We start from the raw sequence: 23,814 nt of genomic DNA, 5'->3' as shown, positions 1-23,814 counted from the left end.
AGGTAGGGACATCTCCTTTCCACCGCACCGACCCCGGAGTTCCCATGCGCAATCTGGAAACCGCAACCCTGAAGCTGGGGATATTCCATCCCCACGACAGCCTGAGCCAGGCGCTGATCGCCGCCGCCTTGCAGCGACAGATCGAAGTCAGCGCCTTGCAAGCCGATCTCAACAGCCTGCAGGCGCGCCCCGGGCTGCGCTGCAAGCCAGCCAGCCTGGCGTCGTCGATCGAGGTCAGCCAGGCGGCTGCCGGTCTCGACCTGCTGTTCGCGCCGTTGTCCGACTACGCCGCCGAAGCCTTGCCGCCGATCTGCGCCGCGCTGATCGATGGCGCCCTGCGCGCCGAGGTACCGCGCCTGTTCCTGCTTGGCCATTGGCAATGGCTGGTGGCGCCGCGCGACGCCGGCGAGGAGCAACTGGGTGCCGGGCTCGAGCGCAGCCTCACGGTCAGCGGCCTGGACTGGACGCTGGTGGAGGTCCCGAGCCTGCCCGCCGGCCTGCGCATCGACGATTTCAGCCGCGCCGGCGACGTCGCGGAAGTGGAGGCCGCCAGGGTATTCGCCTGCGCCGAAGCGCTGCTCGACGAAGTCCGTCTCGGCCTGCACAAGCGCCAGTGCCTGCGCCTGGCGCCCTGAGGAGAACCCGCCATGTCCGGCCCCGATACCCTCAGCCAGGCCTTCGGCACCTTGCTGCTGGCCCTGGCCTTCAGCGCCTTCATCGTTTTCGTTCGCGGCTACCGCCCGGGCGGGGTCAGCGGCGCCTGGTACGACCTGGTGCTCGCCTTCGTCGCGGTATGGCTGGCGTTCTGGCCCGAAGCCGGCGTACTCGCACGCTCGCCGAGCCTGGCCAATGCCCTGGGGTTGGTCTTGCAGGTCGGCGCTACCCTGCTCGGCTGCCTGCTCGGTTACGGGGTGGCAAGGGGATTGCGGCGGGCGATGCGGGAAACCCGGCAAAAAAGATCGGCTTCTTCGCCGGTGAATCGGCGAGGTTCGTAGCGGAGATATCGAGAAAACACATATAACCCGATGGCGTTGCGAATTTTCCAGATGCTTATAAGGAGTGCCGAACGGGCTTTTCACCCGCGATGATTGCATTCCGGCATCAGCGTTCTGCACGATCTCTTGCATTCTGCATCCCGCGCGCCATGCGGGATGCAGCTTATCCCGCAGATTCTGGATGTTGCCGGCATTTCGGCCTCGCGGCACCTATAGTTATCCGTACCGTTGGCATGTATCGACGGTTTCTCTCTGATTCAGGCTAATCCCGCTCCAGGGACGGAGTGGATTTTTTTCTTGCGTTGCGCAAACCGGGGAGAGCTGGCCAGATGAACCTTTCCTACCTGTACCTGAAGAAGATCCTCGAGGAGGAACTGCGCGACCACGACTGCCAGTGCCAACTGAACCCCGACTTCACGGTGACCATCAGTTGCCGCGTGGGTGGTCCCCACGGCGCGCTCTACATCGTGCCCAACAGTGACTTCCTGAAGAGCAGCAGCTTCAGCGACCTCAGCGCCTTCATCCTCAACCTGCGCGAGGAAATCACGCGCTTCGGCGAGTTCGAGGCGGAACTCCAGACCGGCACCGGCTGAGCCCCTCCCCCCTTCTTTTTCCCTCCCGCCGTCAGGGCTGCTGGTAGTGTCCCGGCGTGGTGCCCGGTTCATGGGTACGTTCCACCTTGCTGACCTGGATATCGCTGATCGCCTCGGCGTCGTGCGGTCGATGCAGTGCCTCCAAGTGGCGGCGGGCCTCCTCGCGGCTGAGGGTTTCCGCCTCGCTGTGCAATTCGCAGGTCATCGGCTGGTCGTCGAGGATGTAGCTGATCAGGAACAGCTGGCTGGCCATCGTCTCGCCCTCCTCTCTTCGGTGGGCCCTGCGCCAGGCGCAGGGCCCATGGCTATCACGGCAGGTTCGGCGGCAGCTCGGCGTCCAGCGCAGCGTCCTGCCGCGAGTCGTCGCGCTGGCGCTCCTGCAGGCGCTGCAGGCGGCGGGTCAGGTGCTGCACCTCTTCGCGCAGCAACTGCAACTCTTCCCGCGGTTCATTGAGCAGGCCCTTGACATGGCAATGCCCACTCAACCCGCGGCTGACCAGCAGGCCGCCGGCGACCGCCTTGCAGGCGCCGGGCAAGCCACCGCGGGCCAGGCCGAAGCCGGCCAGGACCAGTCCGGCGCCGATGGAAGCGAGTCGCTCGCCGCGCTGCAGGTTGTGCGGCAGGCCATTGGCCGTCGAAGTCGGCAGGTATTCGTTCATGGAATTCTCCTTGCTTCGGTTATCGGTCAGGCTTCGTCGTCCGGCGGTTGCACGAGGAACTCGACCAGCGTCCGCCGGCAAGCCTCGATGCCCTCTTCCAGGACGATCTCGAAACCGTGGGTGTTCTCGGTCGGAATGCCGATGCAGCCGACCTGCGCGGCCTCGCCGTGGCTCAGCAGCGCGCTGGCGTCCGAGGCGAAGTCCACCAGCAGCGCCGCCTGCGGCTGGTACTGGCAGCGTTCGGCGGCCCGCAACAGGCGGTCGGTGACATGGCGGCTGTAATAACCCTTGGAGTCGCCGCTGTTGACGATCGGGTCGCGGCACAGCCGGGTGCCGTATTCGGCTACCGTTGGGCCGACTTCTACCGCGATGCTGATGTCGCCCGGCAGTCGGCGCGCGGCGAACAGCGCGCCGGCGTTACTCTCCTCCTCCATGGTGGTGAGCACCAGGTAGAGGTCGCCGTGCAACTCGTCGCGGCGCCGGGCGATCTCGCGAGCCACGCCGAGCACGGCGAGCAGCGGTGCGCGGTCGTCGAGGAAGTGCGCGGCGACGCAATCCTGGAAGTACAACGGGCGCCGCCACAGACGGTTGAGCACCACGCGGGTACCCGGTCGCACGCCCAGATTCGCCAGTTCCTCGGCGCTGCGCCGGGTGACCACGTGTACGTCGCGCCAGTGCACCGCGCCCGAGAGCACGTCGGAGCCCTGCGGCGACTCGCCGGTAGCATGCATGCTGCCGTAGGACAGCACGCCGTCGAGTACCGCCTCGCCGGCCAGGATCTGTACCGGACAGACGCCGAAGCTCACCGGCTGGGCGCCGCCGAGCGCCACTACGCGCAGGGTACCGTCGGCCTCGACGCGCTTGACGATCATGGCGATCTCGTCGAGGTGCGCGAGCAGCCGCACCGCGGCCCGCCGCGCCTGCTCGCGCGGGAGGTGCGGCGGGCTGATTCGCGCGACCAGGTTGCCGGCGGCATCGCTGCCGACCTCGTCGCAACAGCCCTCGAGTTCCCGCTGGCAGATGGCCCTGACCTCGTCTTCCTGGCCACCGGGGCCACGTGCCAGCAGGAGTTCCTCGAGCAAGGCGCGGTCTTCTTCGCGCATGCCTCAGGCCGCCCGTTTTTCCAGGCGCGCCTTCAGCTCTTTCTTGTGCTGCTGCATGGCCTGGCCGAGTTGCTTGAGGGCGGCGGCGTCGAGCAATTGCCGGGCGCGCGGGAACAGCTCGCCCTCCTCCTCCTCGATGTGGTGCTCCAGGAGTTCCTTGAGCACCTTGACCCGGCCGGCGAACTGCACGGTGTCCGGGCGGGTGCGCTTGAGGTCGGGAAGGACCAGGGAGTCCACCGTGCGGTGTTCCTCCTTGGCCTCGTAGTACATCTTCAGCTCTTCCTTGCCGCCGCTGTCCCTGATCGCCGGATAGAGGATGTCTTCCTCGATGGCGGTGTGCAGCACCAGTTCCAGCTCCAGCCTGCCCAGCAGCTCGCTGCGCTTCTTCAGCGCCCGTTCGGTGGTCTCGCTGAGTTCGTTGAGCAGTTTCTTCACGGTCTCGTGGTCATGGACCAGCAATTCGATGGCGTTCATGGTCGCTCCTCATCGGTTTGTTATCCGAGTGCTCCGGCACTCTCTCTGGCTGAGCGCGCGCTCCTCCGCCGAGTTCAGTCACGAGGACGGGCGGTCGCCTCGATCAGCGGAAACGCGGAGATCCGCGATGAGCGCGGTTCCTGGCCGTCGCGCAGCAAGGCCCGGGACCGCCTCATGGCATTCCCCTCGCGGCACCGGGCCTCAGGCGCGGGCGTCGCGCAGGGCGCGGACCCGGTCGTGGTGACGGAGCACGCCCTGGTACTGGCGCTCGATCACCTGGTGGATCTCCGCCGGCAGCGGTTTTTCCAGCGCCGCCTGGTAACGCTGCTTGGCGACATCCTCGCCGCGCTCGCATTCGTTGAGCACCGCCTCTTCGTCCTTGCCGGTGACCAGTGACTTCAGGTCGACCCAGCGCCGATGCAGGTCACCGGCGAAACTGGTGCTGTCCTTGGGTTTGCCACCCAGTTCCAGGACGATCCGCTCCAGCTCGTCGGCAGCCGCGGCGCAGTCGCGGCTCTGCTCCAGCATCGCCGCCTTCAACTGCGGATCGCGCAGGTCTTCGGCGCAGGCCTGGAAGCCGGCCTCGCCATCCTTGCTGGTTTGCAGCAGGTCGTTGAGTACGTCGAGGGTGTCGTCGAGGTTGGTCTGGTTCATTTCGCTCTCCTTGGCCCGGAGCTGTCCGGGAGTTCTCGCGTCTGTCGGCGCCGGCGCCTGCCGGCACGGGACGTGGGCAGCAACCAGCGCCCACGGAAGGTGGGAGGCTCGCCGTCGCGGAGCGTTCAGAAAGCCGGATGGATGGTGGCGTAGGCCGGGGTGATGCTGAGACGTTCGCCGACCACCATCTCGGTGATCCAGTCCACCAGGATCGAGGTATAGGCGTCCTGCGCCGCCTCGCTGCTGAGCGCATGGTCGGCGTGGTCGATGATCCGGTGGGTCAGCGAATGGGTCTGCTGGAAGGCGGCGCGGAAACTCATGATGGTCGAGTGCGGCACATAGCTGTCGAACTCCGACTCCACCAGCAGCACATCGCCGCGGAATCCCGCGCAGGCCTGCAGGGCTCGGTTGCTGGCGGCCGGGATCAGGCTGCCGCGGTACTCGATGAGGTCCTCGCGGTCGAGCAGCAGCTTGGGCGTCAGCCAGTCCTCGTCGCGGTAGATCGCCGGTACCCGCAAGGCCAGCCAGCGCACCGCGCGCAACTGGCTGAGGATCGCCGCCAGGTAGCCGCCATAGCTGGTGCCGACCACCGCGATCGCCTCGCTGTCGATGGCCGGGTGGGCCACCAGCCGGTCGTAGGCGGCGAGCAGGTCCTGCAGGTTGTCCTCGCGCGTCACCAGTGCCTGGCGCCCGCTTTCCGCGCCGTGGCCGCGCAGGTCGAAGGTCAGGCACACGCAGCCGAGCCCGGCGATGCCCTGGGCGCGCTTCAGGTCGCGCTGCTGGCTGCCGCCCCAGCCGTGCACGAAGAGCACGCCGGGGACCTTCGCCCGGGGGCTGAGGAAGGTGCCTTCGATCCGGTCGTCGCCGACCCCGATGCGGATGCGTTCGCTGTTCGCCGTCATGCCTCCCCCGTCATCGCATATTTGAGCAGGAAGTCGCCGTGTTCGTCGGGGCCGCGATAGATCACCCGGCTGTTGTCCGGCAGGCGCTTGTCTTCGTGGATCTCGAACGACGCGGCGCGCACCGCGGGCAGTCCCGGGTCGGCGCGGAAGGCCTCCAGCGCGGCGATCTCGGCGCTGCTCGCGCCGCCGACCCGCCAGGACTGCTCGAGCACGCCGAAGCGCTCCCGACCGTTGCCGTCCCGGCCCTGGGCAATGTCGTAGTTGCGCCGCGAGGCGAAGCAGCCGGGGAAGAAGATCGCCGCGGCGGTATCGAAGATCCGCGCGTACTCGATGGCCTGGCGCACCTCGCGGGCCAGGTCCAGGGTCAGCAGCTCGGCATAGCCGCCGCGCGCCACCAGCAAGTCGGAGCCGGCGTAGACCAGTTCGCCGCGCGCGTTGCGGGTCTGGTGCTGCTGACCGTGGTAGCTCAGCAGGAAGCCGTTGACCCGGAGCTGGCCGACGCTATGGGTAACGACCCCGTCCAGGTTGGCTTCCAGTACCAGGCCCTGCGCCAACTGGCGCTCCTCCAGCCCGCCGAGCCAGCCGTCCAGTTCGTCGAGGTCGTGCGCCACGTACTGGCCGAGGCCGCCACAGGCCTCCGCCAGCTTGGCCCGCACCGGTCCTTCGGCGAGCAGGCGGCCGCCGGCGCGGTGTGCGTCGGCCAGGCTGAAGACGCTGACGCCGTTGAGCACGACGTCGCGGACCTTCTCCGCGAACAGCGGGTTCCAGCCTTCCGGCGCCACGCCGCCGCGCGGCAGCGGATGGACGATGGCCTTGCCGGCGATGAACGCGTGCTCGACGAAACCGCCGAGCAGATCTTCGTCACTGTTCACGCCCAGGCGCACGGCGGTCTCCCTGCCGACCAGGGTGCGGGTCGGGACCAGGTAGAGGGGGCCTCGCTGGTGCAATTCGGGTTCGTAGCGGCCGCCGAACTCCAGCTTCTGGACTTCCGCCAGCCAGCGCGCCAGGGCCAGGTTGCCCTGCACTTCATGTTCGGCGGCCGCGGGATCGACGCTATGGGCCACCACCAGTCTCTGCCGAGGGTCTGCGCTCATGTTCCGCTCCTCCTGGATGGAGACCCGGCGTTCAGGGCTCCGGTATGGGCGAGAGGGACTCTTCGTCGGGCCGTTCCATCGGAACTTCTTCCGGGAACTCCTGGGGGACGTGGCTTTCGTGGTCAGGAACCGGGTATTCGTCCGGGTCCCCGGATGGGTTGCGTGGACTCGTCGCTGGCGCACCCGATGATGCAGAAATGGAAAAACGCATGTCCGCCTCCATCGTTGGTATGAGTTCTAGATGGAGGGTACGAGAGCGGATTTGGTTCGGACCATGCGTCGGAAGGCCGGGTCGGCGCCTGGCCGCCCCGGCGCTGAAACAGCCGGCTCAGCGAGCCAGGCTCATGGTGCGCAGCTTGCCGCCGGCGACCAGGACCTTGCGGTGGGTGAGATGCTGGTTGTCGCTATCGCGGAACGTGAGCAGGTCGATACGCTTGCGGAAATAGTCGCTGTCGCGGATCTGCAGCGGCCCCTGGTCGATGATCAGGTCCCGGCGGATGCGCTCCAGCACCTGGTTCAGCAACAGCGGGTTGCTCTGCTCCTGGCCGGAGATCGCCCGGCTCACCAGGCGCTTGCCCTGGTCGTTACGCAAGGTCACCAGCAACGCGCCGTCAGGCCGAGGTTGGCAACTGACGCGCACATCCTTGAAATGCTCTTCCAGGTACTCAACCAGGTTTTCATCGGTCTCTAGCATTGCTGGCCTCCTGTCTCATCAGATTCTTTGACGCCGGTAATCAGGCGTATCTCTGTCGAGCAGAAGGCGTACCAATTTCTCTGGAAAATAAAATTCTTATAAATCAATAAGTTGAAAAACAAGCCGGCGAATTGATATTTGCACTTTGCAAGAAAACCCCCGGCAAGCCTTGCATTCGGCAACCCGCCGCGCCCGTCGTCTCGCCTGCAACCCCCTGGCGAGGCCTCTCGCAAGCCGAGCCGCCAGTAAAAAAAACTAAACTTCCGCCGCTCCCCTCCGGTCACCCCTAGCAAGGACTTCGCCCATGCCACGGCGCGACGGAGTCCGACCGACCAACGCCAAGGACAACGTACGACCGGAGGATGACATGGGACATTCTGTTGCAGGCGCTTGCCTGGAAGAACCCGCGGTACTGACCGCTTTTCCGTCGCTGCTGCACCCGCAGGACCCGCCGCAACAGAGGGATCGGATACTCTTCGTCACCGCCGAGCTAAGCGACTTCGTCAAGGTCGGCGGACTCGGCGACTTTTCCGCCGCGCTGCCGCGGGTCCTCAAGCGCGAGCATTCGGTGCGGGTCCTGCTGCCCGGCTACCGCCAGGTGCTGGAGCGCTGCCGCGACCTGCGGATCATCGGCAGCCTGCCCGGCCGGGCGGCGATCCCGCCCTGCGAGATCGGCCTGGTGACCCTCGACGACGGCCTGGAAGTCATGCTGGTGCTCTGCCCGCTGCTCTACGAGCGCGAGGGCACGCCATACATGGACGACCAGGGCAATGACTGGCCGGACAACCACCTGCGCTTCGCCCGCCTGTGCCTGGCCGCCGCCGAGATCGCCGGCGGCCGCGGCGCCCAGGGCTGGCAGCCGGGCCTGGTGCACGCCAATGACTGGCCGTCGGCGCTGACCCCGGCCTACATGGCCTGGAACGGCGTGCGCACGCCGAGCCTGTTCACCATCCACAACCTCGCCTACCAGGGCCTCTGCGACCTGCAATGCAGCGCCGAGCTGGGTCTTCCCGACGAAGCGCTGAGCCACGAAAGCATGGAATTCCACGGGCGCCTGTCGTTCCTCAAGGCCGGCATCGCCCATGCCCACCACATCACCACGGTGAGCGAGACCTACGCCCAGGAAATCACTACCCCGGAATACGGCTGCGGCCTGCACGGCATCCTCAAGTGCAAGGTCGAGAAGCGTCAGCTCAGCGGCATCGTCAACGGTATCGACGATAGCTGGCAGCCGCACTGCGATCCACACCTGGTGGCCGGCTTCAGCGCCCGCCAATGGGCCGGCAAGCGCGCCAACACGCGCTACGTGGAGGAGCGTTTCGGCCTGGAGCCGGGCAAGGGGCCGCTGTTCGCGGTGGTCTCGCGCCTGGTGCAGCAGAAAGGCATCGACCTGACCCTGGAGATCAGCGATGCCCTGCTCCAGGCCGGCGGCCGCCTGGTCAGCATCGGCCGTGGCGAGCCGAACCTGGAGAAGGCCATGCTCGAGCTCGCCCGGCGTCATCCCGGCCAGGTCGGCGTGCATATCGGTTTCGACGAGACCGAGGCCCGCCGTATCTACGCCGGCAGCGACTTCCTGCTCATGCCCTCGCGCTACGAGCCCTGCGGGCTCAGTCAGCTCTATGCGCAATGTTTCGGCTCGCTGCCGATCGCGCGCTGCACCGGCGGCCTCGCCGATACCATCGTCGACGGGGTCACCGGCTTCCTGTTCCGTGAGGAAACCGCGCAGAGCTACCTCGACGCGGTGATGCGCGCGATCAACGTCTACCACTGTCCCTCGCTGCTCAACGCCATGCGCTGCAAGGCGATGGCCGCGCCGATGTTCTGGAGCGACTCGGTGGAGCCTTACAACCGCCTGTACCGGCGCCTGTTGAGGAATACCGCTCCGGCCCTGCGCGGGGTACGCCAATGATGGCGATCCGGCGCCGCTTCGGCGCCCAGTTCCAAGGCAACGGCCGAACCTGCTTCGGCCTCTGGGCTCCGGACGCCCGCGAGGTCCGGGTCGAGACCGCCGACGGCCGCGACTGGCCGCTGGAAGGCAGCGACAGCGGCTGGTTCGAGGCGACCCTGCCCTGTCCGCCCGGCACCCGCTACCGCTACCGCATCGATGGCCGCCCCGGGGTGCCGGACCCGGCCTCGCAGTTCCAGCCCGACGGCGTGCATGGCGACAGCCAGGTGCTGGACCATGACGCCTACGCCTGGCGCGTCGACGAGTGGCGCGGGCGGCCCTGGCACGAAGCGGTGATCTACGAGCTGCACGTCGGCCTGTTCGGCTCCTACGCCGAGGTCGAGCGCTTCCTTCCGCGCTTGGTGGAACTGGGCGTGACCGCCGTGGAGCTGATGCCGCTGGGCGAGTTTCCCGGTCGCCGCAACTGGGGTTACGACGGCGTGCTGCCGTTCGCCCCGGCGTCGGCCTACGGCACGCCCGAGCAGCTCAAGCATCTGATCGACAGCGCACACGGCATGGGCCTGATGGTCTTCGTCGACGTGATCTACAACCACTTCGGCCCGGACGGCAACTACCTCGCCCAGTACGCCGCCGCGTTCTTTCGCGACGACCGGCAGACGCCCTGGGGCCAGGCCATCGATTTCCGTCGCGGCGAAGTCCGCGAGTTCTTCTATGAAAACGCCCTGATGTGGCTGCTCGACTATCGCATCGACGGCCTGCGCTTCGATGCCGTGCACGCGATTCCCGATAGCGCGTTCCTCGTCGAGATGGCCCGCCGCCTGCGCGGCGCCGCCGGCCCCGAGCGCCATCTGCACCTGGTCCTGGAGAACGACGACAACCGCGCCAGCCTGCTGCGCCAGGGCTACGACGCACAGTGGAACGACGATGGCCACCATGCGCTGCACGTCCTGCTCACCGGCGAGAACGACGGCTACTACCAGGACTACCCCGAGCCGCTGCGGTGCCTGGCGCGCTGCCTGGCCGAAGGCTTCGTCTACCAGGGCGAAGCCAACCGCCACGGCCGGCCGCGCGGCGAACCGAGTGCCGACCTGGCGCCGGACGCCTTCGTGCTGTTCCTGCAAAACCACGACCAGGTCGGCAACCGCGCCTTCGGCGAGCGTCTCAGCGTTCTCGCCGAACCCCAGGCGTTGCGCCTGGCGATAGCGCTGCAACTGCTCGCGCCGATGATCCCGCTGCTGTTCATGGGCGAGGAATGCGCCGCGCGCGAACCGTTCCTGTATTTCACCGATCACCAGGGCGAACTGGCGGACGCGGTCCGCGAGGGACGACGCAAGGAGTTCGGCGAGTTCGGCCGCTTCGGCGACGGCGCCGCCCTCGCCTCGCTCCCCGATCCCAACGCGGTGGAGACCTTCGAGCGCTCGCGTCCCGGCCTGGCCGATTGCGACCCGGCCTGGCGCGGCTTCTACCGGCAACTGCTGGAAATCCGTCACGAATACCTGATCCCGCGCCTGCGCGGCGCCCGTTCGCTGGGCGTGACCACCATCGCCGGCGCCGCGCTGTCGGCGCGCTGGCGACTCGGTGACGGCAGTGACTGGCGAATCGACTTCAACCCTTCTCCGCTCGAAGCGGAAGTCGAGCCGCCGGCGGCCGCCACCCAGGTGCTGTTCCTCGACAACCTCGCCTGTGCCGAGTATCGCCGCGGCCGCCTAAGTCCCCGCAGCATCGCGGTCAGCCTGGAGCCCGCCCATGAGTGACGCACGCCTGGCCGAACTGGCCGCCGCCGTGGGCCTGCAACTCGACTGGCAGGACGCCAACGGACGGCCGCAGCGGGTCGACCCGGAGGTCCAGCGCGGCCTGCTGGAAGCACTCGGCTATCCGGCGCAGAGTCCGCAACAGATCGAACAGAGCCTGGCCGCGCTGGCCCGGCTGCGCGAGGACAGCGCCAACCTCGGACTGCTGGTCGGCGAATGCGGCCAGCCGCTGGAGCAAGCGCTCGGCCCCGCCGGCACCCCGGGCGAACTGGTCTACGAGGACGGCACGCGGATCGCCCTGCGCCTGGACGCCGAAGGCCGCCTGCCGGCGCAGGCCCGCAGCGGCTATGCGCAGCTGTCGCTGGAGCAGCGGGAATGGGCGGTGGCGATGGCGCCGCCGAGCTGTCCGTCCCTGGCCAGCCTCGCCCCGGGTCGCTCGCGTCGCTGGGGTCTGGCCGCCCAGGTCTATGCCCTGCGCCGCCCCGGCGACGGCGGCCTGGGCGACAGCGCCGCCCTCGAGGACCTGCTGCGCAGCGCCGCGCGGCATGGCGCCGACGCGCTGGCGATCAGCCCGCTGCACGCCCTCGCCGAGGCCAACGGACATGCCTACAGCCCCTACTCGCCGTCCAGCCGGCTGTTCTTCAATGTCCTGCACGCCGCGCCGGCGACCATTCTCGGCGCGGCGGCGGTGGAACAGGCGATCCGTCGCGCCGGCCTGGCCGCGGAGATGGCCCGCCTGGAGAGCCTGGAGCTGATCGACTGGACAGCGGCGGCGGACCTGCGCATGCGCCTGCTGCGCCAACTCCACCGCGACTTCATCGAGCGCGCCAGTCCCTTGCGCCACGACCTCGCCGAATTCCGCCGCGAAGCCGGCGAGGCGCTGCTGCACCACTGCCGCTTCGAGACCCTGCAGGCGCACCTGGGCGCCGGCCCCGACTGGCGACGCTGGCCGGAGCCGCTGCGCCGCCCCGGCGAGCCGGCGGTGGCCGCGTTCTGCGCCGATCACGCCGAGGAAGTGGACTTCCGCGCCTTCGGCCAGTGGCTGACCCAACGCTGCCTGCAACATGCCCAGCGCCAGGCGCGCGAGGCCGGGATGGCCATCGGTCTGGTCGCCGACCTGGCGGTGGGCGCCGACGGCGGCGGCAGCCAGGCCTGGTCGCGGCAGGAAGAGCTGCTCGCCGAAGTGAATGTCGGCGCGCCGCCGGACATCCTCAACCAGTCCGGACAGGACTGGGGCGTTTCCGCGTTCAATCCCGAAGGCCTGCGCCGCCACGGCTACCGGGCATTCCGCGAGATGCTGCGGGCCAACCTGGCCTGGCCCGGAGGGCTACGCATCGATCATGCGATGGGCCTGCAACGTCTCTGGCTGATCCCGCGCGGCCAGCCGCCCCACGCCGGCGCCTACCTGCGCTACCCGCAACGCGAGCTGCTGCGCCTGCTGGCGCTGGAGGCCAGTCGCGCCTCGGCGCTGGTCATCGGCGAGGACCTCGGCACCGTGCCCGAAGGCCTGCGCGAGGAACTGGCACGCCGCCAGGTGCTGGGTACCCGCGTGCTGCTCTTCGAGCGGCGCGGCGAACGCTTCGTGCCCCCGGCGCAATGGCCGGCGGACGCCATGGCCACCACCAGCACCCACGACCTGCCGAGCCTGTCCGGCTGGTGGCGGGGCCAGGACATCCACTGGCGCGGCCGCGCCGGACACCGCAGCGCCGAGGAATGCGCGGCCGACCTGGAACTGCGCGCCGAGGAGCGCCGGGCCCTGGCCGCCAGCCTCGAACCGCCGGTCGATCCCGACCCCGCCGCCGAAGTACCGCTGGACGCCTGCATCGGCTATGTCGGGGCAACCCCCGCGCCGTTGGTGCTACTGCCCCTGGAGGACGCCCTGGGCAGCCTGGAGCAGCCGAACCTGCCCGGCCCCGGCGACGCCCACCCGAACTGGCGGCGGCGCTGGCCGGAAAACGCCGCGCAGATGCTCGGAACGCCGCAGGTCGACCGGCGCCTGCGCCTGCTCGAACGCAGCCGCCGGGATGCCGAGGAGGCCGCCCATGATTGAGCCCCGCGCTACCCTGCGCCTGCAATTCCACGCCGGCTTCACCCTCGACGATGCCCTGCCCTGGCTGGACTATTTCGCCGACCTGGGCATCAGCCATCTCTACGCCTCGCCGCTGTTCCGCGCGCGGCCCGGCTCCAGCCACGGCTACGACGTGGTCGACCCGACCCGGATCAATCCGGAACTGGGCGGCGAGCCGGCGCTGCTGCGCCTGATCCAGGGGCTGCGGCAACGCGGCATGGGCCTGCTCATGGACATAGTGCCGAACCACATGGGCATCGGCGGCGGCGCCAATCCCTGGTGGCAGGACGTGCTCGAATGGGGGCGCGAGAGTCCCTACGCGAGTTTCTTCGACATTCAGTGGGAATCCCACGACGCCGCGTTGCGCGGCCAGGTGCTGCTGCCGTTCCTGCGCAGCGACTACGGCGAGGTCCTGGCTGCCGGGGAGATCGGCCTGAGCCTGGACCGCGAGGCCGGCCGCCTGCTGGCGAGCCACGGCGAGCAGCGCTTCCCCCTCTGGCCGGGCAGCTACCCGGAGCTGCTGGAAGACAGCGGCGAGCCGCGCCTGTCAGCCCTGGCCGGCGGTTTCCGCGAGTGCCGGCAGGACCGCGAGGCCTTGCGCGAGATGCAGCGTCGACTGGCGGCTGCGCTCGCCGAGAGCGCTCCGCGCGCAGCCCTCCAGCGCACGCTGGGCGAACTCCAGGAACGCCACGAGGAGGCTCGCCAACGCCTGCACCGCCTGCTCGAGGCGCAGCACTACCGCCTGGCCAGTTGGCGCACCGCGGCGGACGACATCAACTGGCGCCGTTTCTTCGACATCAGCGAACTGGTCGGCCTGCGGGTCGAGCGCGGCGAGGTGTTCGAGGCCGTGCACGGCAAGGTCTTCCAGTTGCTCGAGGACGGTCTGCTCGATGGCCTGCGCATCGATCACGTCGACGGCCTGGCCGATCCGCGCGGCTATTGCCGACGCCTGCGCCGCCGCAGCGAGCGGATCCGCGCCCGTCGCGGCGGCGCGCCGATGCTGCTGTACGTTGAGAAGATCCTCGGTGGCGAGGAGCGCCTGCCCGAGGATTGGCTGTGCGACGGCACCACCGGCTACGACTTCATGAACCAGGTCAGCCTGTTGCAGCACGATCCGCGCGGCGAACGACCGTTGCGCGAACTCTGGCAGCGGGTCAGCGGACGCCCGGAGGCGTTTCTCGACGAGGTCTACCAGGCTCGCCAACTGGTCCTGGCGGGAAGCCTCGCCGGTGACCTGGAGAACCTCGCCCAGGGTCTTTTGCGGGTGGCGCGGGCCGACCTGGCCAGCCGCGACCTGACCCTGGGCGGTATCCGCCGCGCGCTGTTCCAGTTGCTCGCGCGCTTTCCGGTCTACCGTACCTACGCCGGGGCCTGCGGTCGCTCGGTGCAGGATCGCGAGGTGTTCCGCTATGCCGCAGAGGCGGCCCGCGAGGATCTCGACGAAGCCGACCGGGCGGTCCTCGACCATCTCGAACGCTGGCTCGGCGGGCAGCCGCTGCGCGAGCTGCCGCCCGGTCCGCTGCGGCGCCTGCGCGGCGAGTTGCTGGCGCGCTTCCAGCAGTTGAGTTCGCCGACCGCAGCCAAGGCCGTGGAGGATACCGCCTGCTATCGCTCGGCGGCCCTGCTCTCGCGCAACGACGTCGGCTTCGACCCGCAGCGCTTCGCCGCTTCCGCCGAGGAATTCCATGCCGCCTGCGAAGCCAGGCGCCTGGCCAGCCCGCGCGCCCTGCTGGCCACCGCCAGCCATGACCACAAGCGCGGCGAGGACGCCCGCGCCCGTCTTGCGGCGCTCAGTGAACTGGCGCCCTGGTTCGCGCGTAACGTCGAGCACTGGCAAAGCCTGGCCACGCCATTGCGCCGCGACCTCGCCGAGGGGCCGGCGCCGAGTCCCGGCGACGAGCTGATCCTGTTCCAGGCCCTGCTCGGCAGTTGGCCGCTCGACGCGCCTTGCGACGGCGCCGCCCTGGACCAAGCGTTCCTCGCGCGGATGCGCGAATGGCAATGCAAGGCCTTGCGCGAAGCCAAGCTGCGCACGCGCTGGACCGCGCCCGACGAAGACTACGAGCGCGCCTGCGCCGACTATCTGGAACAGCTCCTGCGCGCGCCGCTGGCCCAGGCCCTGCGCCAGTCGCTGGGCAACGCGGCGGCGCGACTGATGCCGGCCGGGGCCCTGAATGGCCTCGCCCAATGCCTGCTGCGCCTGACCTGCCCGGGTATCCCCGATCTCTACCAGGGGCGCGAGGACTGGGACTTCAGCCTGGTCGACCCGGACAACCGGAGGCCGGTGGACTTCGCCCGGCACGCCGCCGCCCTGGCCGCGCCGACGCCCTTCCCGGAACTGCTGGAGCACTGGCGCGACGGTCGCATCAAGCAGACCCTGATCGCCCGCGTGCTGGGGCTGCGGCGGATGCAGCCGGGCCTGTTCCGCGACGGCGACTACCTGCCCCTGGAGGTCAGCGGCGAGCATGCCGAGCGGGTCCTGGCCTTCGCCCGGCGCAGTCGTCACGGTTGCCTGCTGGTGGTGGTCCCGCGCCTGGCCTGCGCCCTGCTCGGCCACGCCACGCAGCCGCAGGTGCCGGCCGAGGCCTGGGGCGACACCTGCCTGCTGCTGCCGCCGAGTCTCTCCGAATGCACCTACAGCGGCCTGTTTTCCACCATGCCGCTGCCCAGCGACGGGCACCTGAGCCTGTCCGAAGTGCTCGCCGACTTTCCCGTCAACCTGCTTTACCGCCTCGCCCAGGAGGACACCCCATGAGCGCCGACGAAAAACGCATACGAGAGTTCGCCTACCAGATCTGGGAATCCGAGGGCTGCCCCGACGGCCAGGCCGAACGCCACTGGGCCATGGCCCGGCAACTGGCCGAAGCGGAAGCCGCCGCGGCGGCACCGAAGAAGACCCGCGGTCGGGCCAAGGCCGCCAAGGAAACCCCGGCCCTGCTGCAAGCGCCGGCCGCCAAGCCGCGCAAGCCGAGGGCCACGTCCCCGGCGCGGCCCGCCAGCGAAAAACCGGCGGCGGCCAAGCCGCGCAGCCGCCGCAAGCCCGAAGCGGGCGAATGAGGAGTCCAGTGCATGAGCAGAAAGCGTAGCCCCGCCCCTTCGCGGATCAGCGAAGGGCACCCCTTCCCCCTTGGCGCCACCTGGGACGGCCTCGGCGTCAATTTCGCGCTGTTCTCGGCCCACGCGACCAAGGTCGAGCTGTGCCTGTTCGACGCGCGCGGGGAAAAGGAGATCGAGCGCATCGAATTGCCCGAGTACACCGACGAGATCTGGCACGGCTACCTGCCCGACGCCCACCCGGGGCAGATCTACGGCTACCGGGTGCACGGTCCCTACGAGCCGGATGCCGGCCACCGCTTCAATCCCAACAAATTGCTCCTCGATCCCTACGCCAAGCAGTTGGTCGGCCGCCTGCGCTGGTCCGAGGCGCTGTTCGGCTACACCATCGGCTCGGCCGACGCCGACCTCAGCTTCGACGAGCGCGACAGCGCGCCCTTCGTGCCCAAGTCGAAGGTCATCGATCCGGCCTTCACCTGGGCCGAGCGCCCGCCGGTACGCGTCCCCTGGGACCGCACGGTGATCTATGAAGCCCACCTGCGCGGCCTCAGCATGCGCCATCCACAGGTCCCGGAGGCGGTTCGCGGGACCTTCGCCGGACTGATGAACGCCGACCTGCTGGCGCACATCCGCCGGCTCGGGGTGACCAGCGTCGAGCTGCTGCCGATCCACGGTTTCGTCGACGACAAGCACCTGCTGGAAAACGGCATGAGCAACTACTGGGGCTACAACAGCATCGCCTTCTTCGCCCCGCACCCGGCCTACCTCGCCAGCGGCCAGGTCAACGAGTTCAAGGAGATGGTCGCGCACCTCCACGACGCCGGGCTGGAGCTGATCCTCGACGTGGTCTACAACCACACCGCGGAAGGCAACGAGCTGGGTCCGACCCTGTGCATGCGTGGCATCGACAACGCCTCGTACTACCGCCTGATGCCCGACCAGCGCCGCTACTACATCAACGATTCCGGCACCGGCAACACCCTCGACCTCAGCCACCCCTGCGTGTTGCAGATGGTCACCGACTCGCTGCGCTACTGGGCCACGGAGATGCGCGTGGACGGCTTCCGCTTCGACCTGGCGACCATCCTCGGCCGCCATCCGGACGGTTTCGACGAGCGCCACGGCTTCCTCGTCGCCTGCCGCCAGGACCCGGTGCTGAGCAAGTGCAAGCTGATCGCCGAACCCTGGGATTGCGGCCCCGGCGGCTACCAGGTAGGCGGCTTCCCGCCCGGCTGGGCGGAATGGAACGACCGTTTCCGCGATTGCGTGCGCGCCTACTGGCGCGGCGACGACGGCATGCTGCCGGAACTGGCGCGACGCCTAACCGCCTCCGGCGATCTCTACGACCAGCGTGGACGGCGGCCCTACGCGTCGGTGAACTTCGTCACCGCCCACGACGGTTTCACCCTGCGCGACGTGGTTTCCTACGATCACAAGCACAACGAGGCCAACGGCGAGAACAACGCCGACGGCAGCGACCACAACCTGTCCTGGAACCACGGCTGCGAGGGCCCCACCGACGACCCGGAGATCCGCGCCCTGCGCCTGCGCCAGATGCGCAACCTGCTGTCCACCCTGCTGCTGTCCCAGGGCACCCCGATGCTGGTCGCCGGCGACGAGTTCAGCCGCACCCAGCAGGGCAACAACAATGTCTATTGCCAGGACAACGAACTGGGCTGGATCGACTGGCGGCTGGACGACGAGGGCCGTTCGCTGCTGGCCTTCACCCAGCGCCTGCTGGCCCTGCGCCAACGCTATCCGATCCTGCGCAGGGGGCGCTTCCTGGTCGGCGAGTACAACGAGGCGCTGGGGGTCAAGGACGTCACCTGGCTGGCGCCCGGCGGCGAGGAGATGACCGAGGAACACTGGCACGACGAGCACGCCCGCTGTCTCGGCGTGCTCCTCGATGGCCGCGCGCAACCCACCGGGATCCTGCGCAGCGGTGAGGATGCCACCCTGCTGCTGATCCTCAATGCCTACCACGACGCGGTGTCCTTCCGTCTTCCCGAGGTGGCCGAAGGCAGCGGCTGGTCCTGCCTGCTGGATACCCAGCGGCCGGAGGACCCGCTCGGCGAACGCTACCCGTTCGCCAGCGAGTTCCTGGTCGGCGGCCGCAGTTTCCTGCTGTTCGAGCTACAACCGCCGGGCGCCGGAGCGGAAGGATGAACGGCGGGGAAAAAAGCTGAACCGCCCCCGGCACCTCCAGTCGGAACCTGTAGGTGCCGCACGCGGCGCCTGCACATCCACCCTACACAGGAGGACAGCATGAAGATCAGCGACATCATGACCCGCAACGTCCAGGTCGCCGACCCGCAGCAGAGCATCCGCGAGGCGGCCGCCACCATGGCGAGGATCGACAGCGGCGCCCTGCTGGTCGGCGAAGGCGACCGCCTGGTCGGGATGATCACCGATCGCGACATCGCCATCCGCGCGGTGGCCGGCGGCCTGTCCGGGGATACCCCGCTGGGCCGCATCATGAGCGGCGACATCCACTATTGCTTCGAAGACGAAGACGTCCAGCACGTGGCCCGCAACATGGCCGACATCCAGATGCGCCGCCTGCCGGTGCTCAACCGCGAGAAGCGGCTGGTCGGCGTGGTATCCCTGGGCAACATCGCCAGCTGCCGCGACCAGGCCTCCAGCGCCACCGTCCTGCAGGGCGTCGCCCAGGCCCACTACTGAGCCTTTCTTCCACCCGGCCCGCCTTTGCCGTTCCGGCCGAGGCCGGGCCCCAACCGGGAGAACGCCATGAAAGCCGTGGTATTCCATGACATCGGCGACATCCGCCTGGAAGACGTGGCGGAGCCGCGCCTGCAGGAACCCACCGACGCCATCGTGCGGCTGACCGCCTCGGCGATCTGCGGCACCGACCTGCACTTCGTCCGTGGCAGCGTCGGCGGCATGCGTCCGGGAACCATCCTCGGCCATGAGGGCGTGGGCATCGTCGAGGCGCTCGGCGACGAAGTGCGCAACCTGCAGGTCGGCGACCGGGTGGTGATTCCCTCGACCATCGCCTGCGGCAATTGCGTGTATTGCCGAGCCGGCTACTACGCCCAGTGCGACGTCGCCAACCCCGGCGGCAGCCAGGCCGGCACCGCGTTCTTCGGCGGTCCCCGGGCCAACGGCGGCTTCCATGGGCTGCAAGCCGAGAAAGCGCGGATTCCCTATGCCAACATCGGCCTGATCCGCCTGCCCAGCAGCATCAGCGACGACCAGGCGATACTCCTGTCGGACATCTTCCCCACCGGTTACTTCGGCGCCGAACTGGCCGGTATCGCCCCCGGCAACACCGTCGCCGTGTTCGGCTGCGGTCCGGTCGGCCAGTTCGCCATCGCCAGCGCGTTGCTCCTCGGCGCCGCCCGGGTGTTCGCCATCGACCGCCACCCGGACCGCCTGCACATGGCCCGCCAGCAAGGCGCCGAAGTGATCGACTTCGAGCGCGAGGATCCGGTCCAGGCCCTGCGCTGGCTGACCGCCGGGATCGGCGTGGACCGCGCCATCGACGCCGTCGGCGTGGACGCCGAGCACAGCCATGGCACCGCCACCCCGGCGCCGCGCCAGGAGGGCACCAGCTGGAGTCCCGGCAACGCCCCCGCACAGGCCCTGGAGTGGGCGGTGCAGGGCCTGGCCAAGGCCGGCACCCTGTCGATCATCGGCGTCTACGCCGAAGACTCGCGGCAGTTTCCCATCGGCCTGGCGATGAACCGCAACCTGACCATCCGCATGGGCAACTGCCACCACCGCAAGTACATTCCGCTGCTGCTCGAACATGTGCTCAGCGGACGCATCGACCCGGCGAAGATCCTCACCCAGGTGAAGCCGATCGGCGACGCCATCGAGGCCTTCGAAGCCTTCGACCGCCGCGAGACCGGCTGGATCAAGGTCGAACTGGTGCCGCAGAAGCGCCAGGTCGAGGGCAGCGAGGAACGCCTCGACGAACGCGCGGTGGACGAACTGGCGCGCCGGCCGACGCCGGAAAGCGGCGCCCGGGGGTGATGCATGAGCGCACCGGCACGCCTGCGCATCGGCATTTCCGGCTGGCGCTACGCCCCCTGGAGAGGTGACTTCTATCCCGAGGGGCTGCGCCAGAAGGACGAACTGCGCTTCGCCTCGCGGGCGGTGAACAGCATCGAGATCAACGGCACCTTCTACGCCCTGCAGACGCCCGAGCGCTTCCGCGGCTGGGCCGAGGACACCCCCGAGGACTTCGTTTTCAGCGTCAAGGCCCCGCGTTACATCACCCACGTGCGGCGCCTGCGCGAGATCGACGAGCCGCTGGCGAACTTCTTCGCCTCCGGCCCCCTCGCCCTGCGCCAGCGCCTCGGCCCGTTCCTCTGGCAGTTCCCGCCGAGCATGCGCTTCGACCGCGAGCTGTTCGCCGATTTCCTCGCCCGCCTGCCGCGCGACGGCGCCGCCGCGCAGAAGCTCGCCCGGCACAGCGCCGCGCGCCTGCACCGCGAGGGCTACCTCGACGGCGATCCGGCGCAGCGCCTGCGGCATGCCGTGGAAATCCGCCATGAGAGCTTCGTCGACCCGACGTTCATCGAGCTGCTGCGCGAATACCGGGTGGCCCTGGTGGTGGCCGATACCGCCGGCAAGTGGCCGCTGCTCGGCGACGTCTGCGCCGACTTCCTCTACCTGCGCCTGCATGGCGACAAGGAGCTGTACCGCAGCGGCTACTCGGAAGCGGCCCTGGGCCAGTGGCAGGCACGGATCCACGCCTGGGCCAGCGGCGGCCAGGCCGACGACCTGCGCCGGGCCAGCCAGGACGCATCGGCGAAGGCGACGGCGCGCGACCTGTACTGCTACTTCGACAACGACGTCAAGGTGCGCGCACCTTACGACGCCCGGCGCCTCCTGCAGCTGCTGGAACTCGACGGCAGCCTGCGCACGGTGCCCGGACAGTTGCCCGATGACCTGCGGGAGAGTGCCGCATGATCCTGCCGCGCCTGCAGGTGCTGACGGTGAACACCCACAAGGGTTTCAACCCGTTCAATCGGCGCTTCATCCTGCCGGAGTTGCGCGAAGCGGTGCGCAGCGTCGGTGCCGACCTGGTGTTCCTCCAGGAGGTCCTCGGCTCCCATAGCCTGCACGCCGCGCGCCTGCCGTCCTGGCCGCCGGCGCCGCAATACGAGTATCTGGCCGACAGCATGTGGCCGCAGTTCGCCTACGGGCGCAACGCGGTGTATCCCGAAGGCCACCATGGCAATGCCGTGCTCTCCAAGCATCCGATCCTCGCCCACCGCAACCTCGACGTCTCGGTGGCGGGCAACGAGGAACGCGGCCTGTTGCATGCGGTGATCGACATCGGCCGTCCGCTGCACGCGGTCTGCGTGCACCTGGGATTGCGCGAGGCGCAGCGCCAGCGCCAGTTGCAACTGCTCTGCGAGCTGGTGGCGGGCCTGCCGGAGCGCGAGCCGGTGGTGGTCGCCGGCGACTTCAACGACTGGCGCCAGCGCGCCGACCGCCTGCTCGCTGGTTGCGGCCTGCGCGAAGTCTTCGTCGGCGCCCAGGGCCGGCCGGCGCGCAGCTTCCCGGCGCGCTGGCCGGTGCTGCCGCTGGACCGCATCTACCTGCGCAATGCCCGCGGGCGCCAGCCGCGCATCCTCTCGCGGCGGCCCTGGTCGCACCTGTCCGACCACCTGCCGCTGGCGGTGGAGGTGGAGCCATGAACTTCCCCTGGCGCGACGGCAACCGCGTAGAACTGCTGATCAACGGCGAAGAGTACTTTCCGCGCCTGTTCCAGTGCATCGCCGAGGCGCGCCGGGAGATCCTCCTGGAAACCTTCATCATCTTCGAGGACGAGGTCGGCCGGCAGTTGCAGGAAGCCCTCAGCGCCGCCGCCGAGCGCGGTGTCGAGGTACAGGTCACGGTGGACGGCTACGGCACCGCCTCGCTCAGCACGGACTACCTGGCCAGGCTCACCGCCGCCGGGGTTCGCGTGCACCTGTTCGACCCGCGCCCGCGCCTGCTCGGCATGCGTACCAACCTGTTTCGCCGGTTGCACCGCAAGCTGGTGGTGATCGATCGCCAGCAGGCCTTCGTCGGCGGCATCAACTACGGCGAGGACCACCTGGTGCGTCGCGGCAACATGGCCAAGCAGGACTACGCGGTGCGCGTCGAGGGCCCGGTGGTGCGCGATATCCGCCAGGCCTGCCTGGCGCTGCTCGAACCGGACGCCGACTACCCGCCGTTGCGGCCGTCGGGCGCCGGGCAGCCGGCGCGGGTGCGCCTGGTGATCCGCGACAACGACCAGTCCAGCGACGACATCGAGCGCGAGTACCTGCAAGCGATCCGCCAGGCGCGGCGGCGCCTGCTGATCGCCAACGCCTATTTCTTCCCCGGCTACCGCCTGCTTCGCGAGCTGCGCGATGCGGCGCGCCGCGGCGTGCGCGTCGACCTGGTACTACAGGGCATGCCGGACATGCCGCTGGTGCGCCTGTGCAGCCGGCTGCTCTACGACTACCTGCTGCGCGAGGGCGTGCGTATCCACGAATACTGCCAGCGTCCGCTGCACGGCAAGGTCGCGGTGATCGACGACGACTGGTCGACCATCGGTTCGAGCAATCTCGATCCCCTCAGCCTGTCGCTGAACCTGGAGGCCAACCTGGTGATCCACGACGTCGCCTTCAACGGCCAGCTCTACCAGCACCTGCGCGAGCTGGCGCGCCGCCACTGCCGGCGCATCAGCCGCCGCCACGCCAGGCGCGGTTACTGGTGGCGGGCGCCGCTGATCTTCCTCGGCTTCCACTTTTCCCGGCATTTCCCGGCCATCGCCGGTTGGGTACCCGCCCATCTGCCGCGCCTGAAATCGCTGGAGCCGCGTCCGTCGCGGCGCTGGCAGGAACGCCAGGGCCAGCGGGGCAACCCATGAACGGCGGCGGTCACGCAACTGCCTCGGCGGCGCCACGCCGCGCTCACTGGCGCTGGCTGCGCAGGCTACTGACCCTGGCGTTCTTCGTGCTGGTCCCGGTGCTGCTGTTCCTCCTGGTGAAGAATCTCGACTGGCAGGAAGTCCGCCACGCCCTCGGCGAGTATCGCCCCGCGACCCTGTTCCTCGGACTGCTGCTGGCGGCCGCCGGCTATACGGTGTTCAGCAGTTTCGACCTGCTCAGCCGCTACTACATCGGCCACTCGCTGCCCAAGCGGCGGGTCTTCACCGTGGCCTTCGTGTGCAATGCGTTCAACCTCAACCTGAGTTCCTGGGTCGGCGCCGTGGCGCTGCGCTATCGCCTGTACAGCCGGCTCGGCCTGGGCATCGCCGACATCACCCGGATCCTCACCTTCAGCCTGGTGACCAATTGGTTCGGCTACCTGCTGCTCGCCGGCATCCTGTTCAGCTGCGGCCTGCCGGCCTTGCCGCCGGGCTGGAAGCTCGGCAGCGACGGCCTGCGCCTGATCGGCGCCCTGCTCCTGGCGCTGGCCGCCGGCTACCTGCTGGCCTGCCGTTTCGCCCGACGCCGCGCCTGGGGCTGGCGCGAGCATCGGCTGACCCTGCCCTCCTGGCGGCTGGCGGCCCTGCAAGGCCTGCTCGGAGCGAGCAACTGGTCGCTGATGGCGCTGCTGCTGTACAGCCTGCTGCCGCACGGCGTGGATTACCCGAGCGTCCTGGCGATCCTCCTGATCAGCAGCATCGCCGGGGTCATCACCCATATCCCGGCGGGGCTCGGGGTGCTCGAAGCGGTGTTCATCGCCCTGCTCCAGGGGCGCCTGTCCCAGGGCGTGCTGCTGGCCGCGTTGATCGGCTACCGGGTGCTGTATTTCCTCCTACCCCTGGCGCTGGCCTGCGTGGTCTACCTGCTGTTGGAGCGCCGGGCGATCCGCCTGCGCCGCAAACAGCGCCGCCTGCGCCAGGGCCAGGCCTGAA

23 protein-coding genes are annotated in these 23,814 nt (G+C 69.1%); 15 read left to right on the top strand and 8 right to left on the bottom strand.

Features of this window, described 5'->3' with window-relative positions; genetic code table 11:
• Nucleotides 1-44 precede the first annotated feature (44 nt).
• The 3 genes from HMPREF2914_RS11565 to HMPREF2914_RS11555 all read left to right on the top strand — a co-directional run bounded on the left by HMPREF2914_RS11565 (nucleotide 45) and on the right by HMPREF2914_RS11555 (nucleotide 1,588).
• Nucleotides 45-635, top strand: a complete 591-nt coding sequence (locus HMPREF2914_RS11565) for an NAD(P)-dependent oxidoreductase (protein ID WP_003088985.1) — start codon at nucleotides 45-47, stop codon at nucleotides 633-635.
• A gap of 12 nt (nucleotides 636-647) precedes the next feature.
• Complete coding sequence (locus HMPREF2914_RS11560) at nucleotides 648-995, top strand: hypothetical protein (protein ID WP_003110770.1); 348 nt, start codon at nucleotides 648-650, stop codon at nucleotides 993-995.
• A gap of 284 nt (nucleotides 996-1,279) precedes the next feature.
• A complete protein-coding gene (locus HMPREF2914_RS11555) occupies nucleotides 1,280-1,588 on the top strand; it encodes a hypothetical protein (protein WP_073657401.1) in 309 nt (102 codons plus the stop codon).
• Between the two features lie 31 nt (nucleotides 1,589-1,619).
• Here the strand turns inward: HMPREF2914_RS11555 and HMPREF2914_RS11550 are convergent, their stop codons facing one another.
• The 8 genes from HMPREF2914_RS11550 to HMPREF2914_RS11515 form a co-directional block, all read right to left on the bottom strand.
• Complete coding sequence (locus tag HMPREF2914_RS11550) at nucleotides 1,620-1,841, bottom strand: hypothetical protein (protein WP_003088976.1); 222 nt, start codon at nucleotides 1,839-1,841, stop codon at nucleotides 1,620-1,622.
• A gap of 55 nt (nucleotides 1,842-1,896) precedes the next feature.
• Nucleotides 1,897-2,247, bottom strand: a complete 351-nt coding sequence (locus HMPREF2914_RS11545) for a YgaP family membrane protein (RefSeq protein ID WP_003088973.1) — start codon at nucleotides 2,245-2,247, stop codon at nucleotides 1,897-1,899.
• 26 nt (nucleotides 2,248-2,273) lie between these two features.
• Nucleotides 2,274-3,350 (bottom strand): M42 family metallopeptidase, encoded by a 1,077-nt coding sequence (locus HMPREF2914_RS11540; RefSeq protein ID WP_003088971.1) that lies wholly within the window; start codon nucleotides 3,348-3,350, stop codon nucleotides 2,274-2,276.
• A 3-nt stretch (nucleotides 3,351-3,353) separates the two neighbouring features.
• The gene (locus HMPREF2914_RS11535; protein ID WP_003088967.1) at nucleotides 3,354-3,824 is read right to left on the bottom strand and encodes a hemerythrin domain-containing protein; all 471 of its coding nucleotides are present in this window, start codon (nucleotides 3,822-3,824) and stop codon (nucleotides 3,354-3,356) included.
• A 201-nt stretch (nucleotides 3,825-4,025) separates the two neighbouring features.
• Nucleotides 4,026-4,478, bottom strand: a complete 453-nt coding sequence (locus HMPREF2914_RS11530) for a ferritin-like domain-containing protein (RefSeq protein WP_003088965.1) — start codon at nucleotides 4,476-4,478, stop codon at nucleotides 4,026-4,028.
• A 125-nt stretch (nucleotides 4,479-4,603) separates the two neighbouring features.
• Nucleotides 4,604-5,380 (bottom strand): alpha/beta hydrolase family protein, encoded by a 777-nt coding sequence (locus HMPREF2914_RS11525; protein WP_003124684.1) that lies wholly within the window; start codon nucleotides 5,378-5,380, stop codon nucleotides 4,604-4,606.
• A complete protein-coding gene (locus tag HMPREF2914_RS11520) occupies nucleotides 5,377-6,474 on the bottom strand; it encodes a DUF3182 family protein (RefSeq protein ID WP_023091845.1) in 1,098 nt (365 codons plus the stop codon). Before HMPREF2914_RS11520 ends, HMPREF2914_RS11525 begins: the two co-directional genes overlap by 4 nt.
• 328 nt (nucleotides 6,475-6,802) lie before the next feature.
• Nucleotides 6,803-7,168, bottom strand: a complete 366-nt coding sequence (locus HMPREF2914_RS11515) for a DUF3509 domain-containing protein (protein ID WP_003110773.1) — start codon at nucleotides 7,166-7,168, stop codon at nucleotides 6,803-6,805.
• 367 nt (nucleotides 7,169-7,535) lie between these two features.
• Between HMPREF2914_RS11515 and glgA the strand changes: the two genes are divergently transcribed.
• From glgA to HMPREF2914_RS11455, 12 genes are all read left to right on the top strand, one after another.
• Nucleotides 7,536-9,077 (top strand): glycogen synthase GlgA, encoded by a 1,542-nt coding sequence (glgA, locus tag HMPREF2914_RS11510; protein ID WP_009877798.1) that lies wholly within the window; start codon nucleotides 7,536-7,538, stop codon nucleotides 9,075-9,077.
• Nucleotides 9,077-10,828: a malto-oligosyltrehalose trehalohydrolase gene (treZ, locus tag HMPREF2914_RS11505; protein ID WP_022580087.1), complete on the top strand. Its 1,752-nt coding sequence runs from the start codon at nucleotides 9,077-9,079 to the stop codon at nucleotides 10,826-10,828. The genes glgA and treZ overlap by 1 nt, the downstream gene beginning before the upstream one ends.
• Nucleotides 10,821-12,875 carry a 4-alpha-glucanotransferase gene (gene malQ / locus HMPREF2914_RS11500; protein WP_023091847.1) on the top strand — a complete coding sequence of 685 codons (2,055 nt, stop codon included), beginning with the start codon at nucleotides 10,821-10,823 and terminating at the stop codon, nucleotides 12,873-12,875. Before treZ ends, malQ begins: the two co-directional genes overlap by 8 nt.
• Entirely contained in the window at nucleotides 12,868-15,648 is a 2,781-nt protein-coding gene (locus HMPREF2914_RS11495) for a malto-oligosyltrehalose synthase (RefSeq protein ID WP_023091848.1), read from the top strand. The genes malQ and HMPREF2914_RS11495 overlap by 8 nt, the downstream gene beginning before the upstream one ends.
• Nucleotides 15,645-15,950, top strand: a complete 306-nt coding sequence (locus HMPREF2914_RS11490) for a DUF2934 domain-containing protein (protein WP_003088948.1) — start codon at nucleotides 15,645-15,647, stop codon at nucleotides 15,948-15,950. Before HMPREF2914_RS11495 ends, HMPREF2914_RS11490 begins: the two co-directional genes overlap by 4 nt.
• 12 nt (nucleotides 15,951-15,962) lie before the next feature.
• A complete protein-coding gene (glgX, locus tag HMPREF2914_RS11485) occupies nucleotides 15,963-18,113 on the top strand; it encodes a glycogen debranching protein GlgX (protein ID WP_003132147.1) in 2,151 nt (716 codons plus the stop codon).
• A gap of 99 nt (nucleotides 18,114-18,212) precedes the next feature.
• Entirely contained in the window at nucleotides 18,213-18,629 is a 417-nt protein-coding gene (locus HMPREF2914_RS11480; protein WP_003088942.1) for a CBS domain-containing protein, read from the top strand.
• 66 nt (nucleotides 18,630-18,695) lie between these two features.
• Complete coding sequence (locus tag HMPREF2914_RS11475) at nucleotides 18,696-19,943, top strand: zinc-dependent alcohol dehydrogenase (protein ID WP_003088939.1); 1,248 nt, start codon at nucleotides 18,696-18,698, stop codon at nucleotides 19,941-19,943.
• Nucleotides 19,944-19,946: 3 nt separating this feature from the next.
• Complete coding sequence (locus tag HMPREF2914_RS11470) at nucleotides 19,947-20,885, top strand: DUF72 domain-containing protein (protein WP_023091849.1); 939 nt, start codon at nucleotides 19,947-19,949, stop codon at nucleotides 20,883-20,885.
• Nucleotides 20,882-21,619: an endonuclease/exonuclease/phosphatase family protein gene (locus tag HMPREF2914_RS11465; protein WP_003113649.1), complete on the top strand. Its 738-nt coding sequence runs from the start codon at nucleotides 20,882-20,884 to the stop codon at nucleotides 21,617-21,619. Before HMPREF2914_RS11470 ends, HMPREF2914_RS11465 begins: the two co-directional genes overlap by 4 nt.
• On the top strand, nucleotides 21,616-22,821 hold the full coding sequence (clsB, locus tag HMPREF2914_RS11460) for a cardiolipin synthase ClsB (protein ID WP_003109858.1): 1,206 nt from the start codon (nucleotides 21,616-21,618) through the stop codon (nucleotides 22,819-22,821). The genes HMPREF2914_RS11465 and clsB overlap by 4 nt, the downstream gene beginning before the upstream one ends.
• Nucleotides 22,818-23,813 (top strand): lysylphosphatidylglycerol synthase domain-containing protein, encoded by a 996-nt coding sequence (locus HMPREF2914_RS11455; protein WP_003132150.1) that lies wholly within the window; start codon nucleotides 22,818-22,820, stop codon nucleotides 23,811-23,813. The genes clsB and HMPREF2914_RS11455 overlap by 4 nt, the downstream gene beginning before the upstream one ends.
• The last annotated feature ends 1 nt before the right edge of the window (nucleotide 23,814 follow it).

It is taken from the genome of Pseudomonas sp. HMSC067G02, from assembly GCF_001813485.1.
Lineage (GTDB): Bacteria > Pseudomonadota > Gammaproteobacteria > Pseudomonadales > Pseudomonadaceae > Pseudomonas > Pseudomonas aeruginosa.
The sequence above is the reverse complement of the archived record's forward strand: the minus strand, read 5'-3'. Positions and strand labels throughout refer to the sequence as shown.

Bases quoted from the DNA above. Each gene is read 5' to 3' on its own strand.
- glgA (WP_009877798.1), top strand. From the start codon at position 7,536: ATGGGACATTCTGTTGCAGGCGCTTGCCTGGAAGAACCCGCGGTACTG.
- malQ (WP_023091847.1), top strand. From the start codon at position 10,821: ATGAGTGACGCACGCCTGGCCGAACTGGCCGCCGCCGTGGGCCTGCAA.
- HMPREF2914_RS11545 (WP_003088973.1), bottom strand. From the start codon at position 2,247: ATGAACGAATACCTGCCGACTTCGACGGCCAATGGCCTGCCGCACAAC.
- HMPREF2914_RS11535 (WP_003088967.1), bottom strand. From the start codon at position 3,824: ATGAACGCCATCGAATTGCTGGTCCATGACCACGAGACCGTGAAGAAA.
- HMPREF2914_RS11525 (WP_003124684.1), bottom strand. From the start codon at position 5,380: ATGACGGCGAACAGCGAACGCATCCGCATCGGGGTCGGCGACGACCGG.
- HMPREF2914_RS11565 (WP_003088985.1), top strand. From the start codon at position 45: ATGCGCAATCTGGAAACCGCAACCCTGAAGCTGGGGATATTCCATCCC.
- HMPREF2914_RS11550 (WP_003088976.1), bottom strand. From the start codon at position 1,841: ATGGCCAGCCAGCTGTTCCTGATCAGCTACATCCTCGACGACCAGCCG.
- HMPREF2914_RS11515 (WP_003110773.1), bottom strand. From the start codon at position 7,168: ATGCTAGAGACCGATGAAAACCTGGTTGAGTACCTGGAAGAGCATTTC.
- HMPREF2914_RS11495 (WP_023091848.1), top strand. From the start codon at position 12,868: ATGATTGAGCCCCGCGCTACCCTGCGCCTGCAATTCCACGCCGGCTTC.
- HMPREF2914_RS11475 (WP_003088939.1), top strand. From the start codon at position 18,696: ATGAAAGCCGTGGTATTCCATGACATCGGCGACATCCGCCTGGAAGAC.
- HMPREF2914_RS11520 (WP_023091845.1), bottom strand. From the start codon at position 6,474: ATGAGCGCAGACCCTCGGCAGAGACTGGTGGTGGCCCATAGCGTCGAT.
- HMPREF2914_RS11560 (WP_003110770.1), top strand. From the start codon at position 648: ATGTCCGGCCCCGATACCCTCAGCCAGGCCTTCGGCACCTTGCTGCTG.
- glgX (WP_003132147.1), top strand. From the start codon at position 15,963: ATGAGCAGAAAGCGTAGCCCCGCCCCTTCGCGGATCAGCGAAGGGCAC.
- HMPREF2914_RS11480 (WP_003088942.1), top strand. From the start codon at position 18,213: ATGAAGATCAGCGACATCATGACCCGCAACGTCCAGGTCGCCGACCCG.
- HMPREF2914_RS11465 (WP_003113649.1), top strand. From the start codon at position 20,882: ATGATCCTGCCGCGCCTGCAGGTGCTGACGGTGAACACCCACAAGGGT.
- HMPREF2914_RS11530 (WP_003088965.1), bottom strand. From the start codon at position 4,478: ATGAACCAGACCAACCTCGACGACACCCTCGACGTACTCAACGACCTG.
- HMPREF2914_RS11540 (WP_003088971.1), bottom strand. From the start codon at position 3,350: ATGCGCGAAGAAGACCGCGCCTTGCTCGAGGAACTCCTGCTGGCACGT.
- HMPREF2914_RS11490 (WP_003088948.1), top strand. From the start codon at position 15,645: ATGAGCGCCGACGAAAAACGCATACGAGAGTTCGCCTACCAGATCTGG.
- HMPREF2914_RS11455 (WP_003132150.1), top strand. From the start codon at position 22,818: ATGAACGGCGGCGGTCACGCAACTGCCTCGGCGGCGCCACGCCGCGCT.
- treZ (WP_022580087.1), top strand. From the start codon at position 9,077: ATGGCGATCCGGCGCCGCTTCGGCGCCCAGTTCCAAGGCAACGGCCGA.
- clsB (WP_003109858.1), top strand. From the start codon at position 21,616: ATGAACTTCCCCTGGCGCGACGGCAACCGCGTAGAACTGCTGATCAAC.
- HMPREF2914_RS11470 (WP_023091849.1), top strand. From the start codon at position 19,947: ATGAGCGCACCGGCACGCCTGCGCATCGGCATTTCCGGCTGGCGCTAC.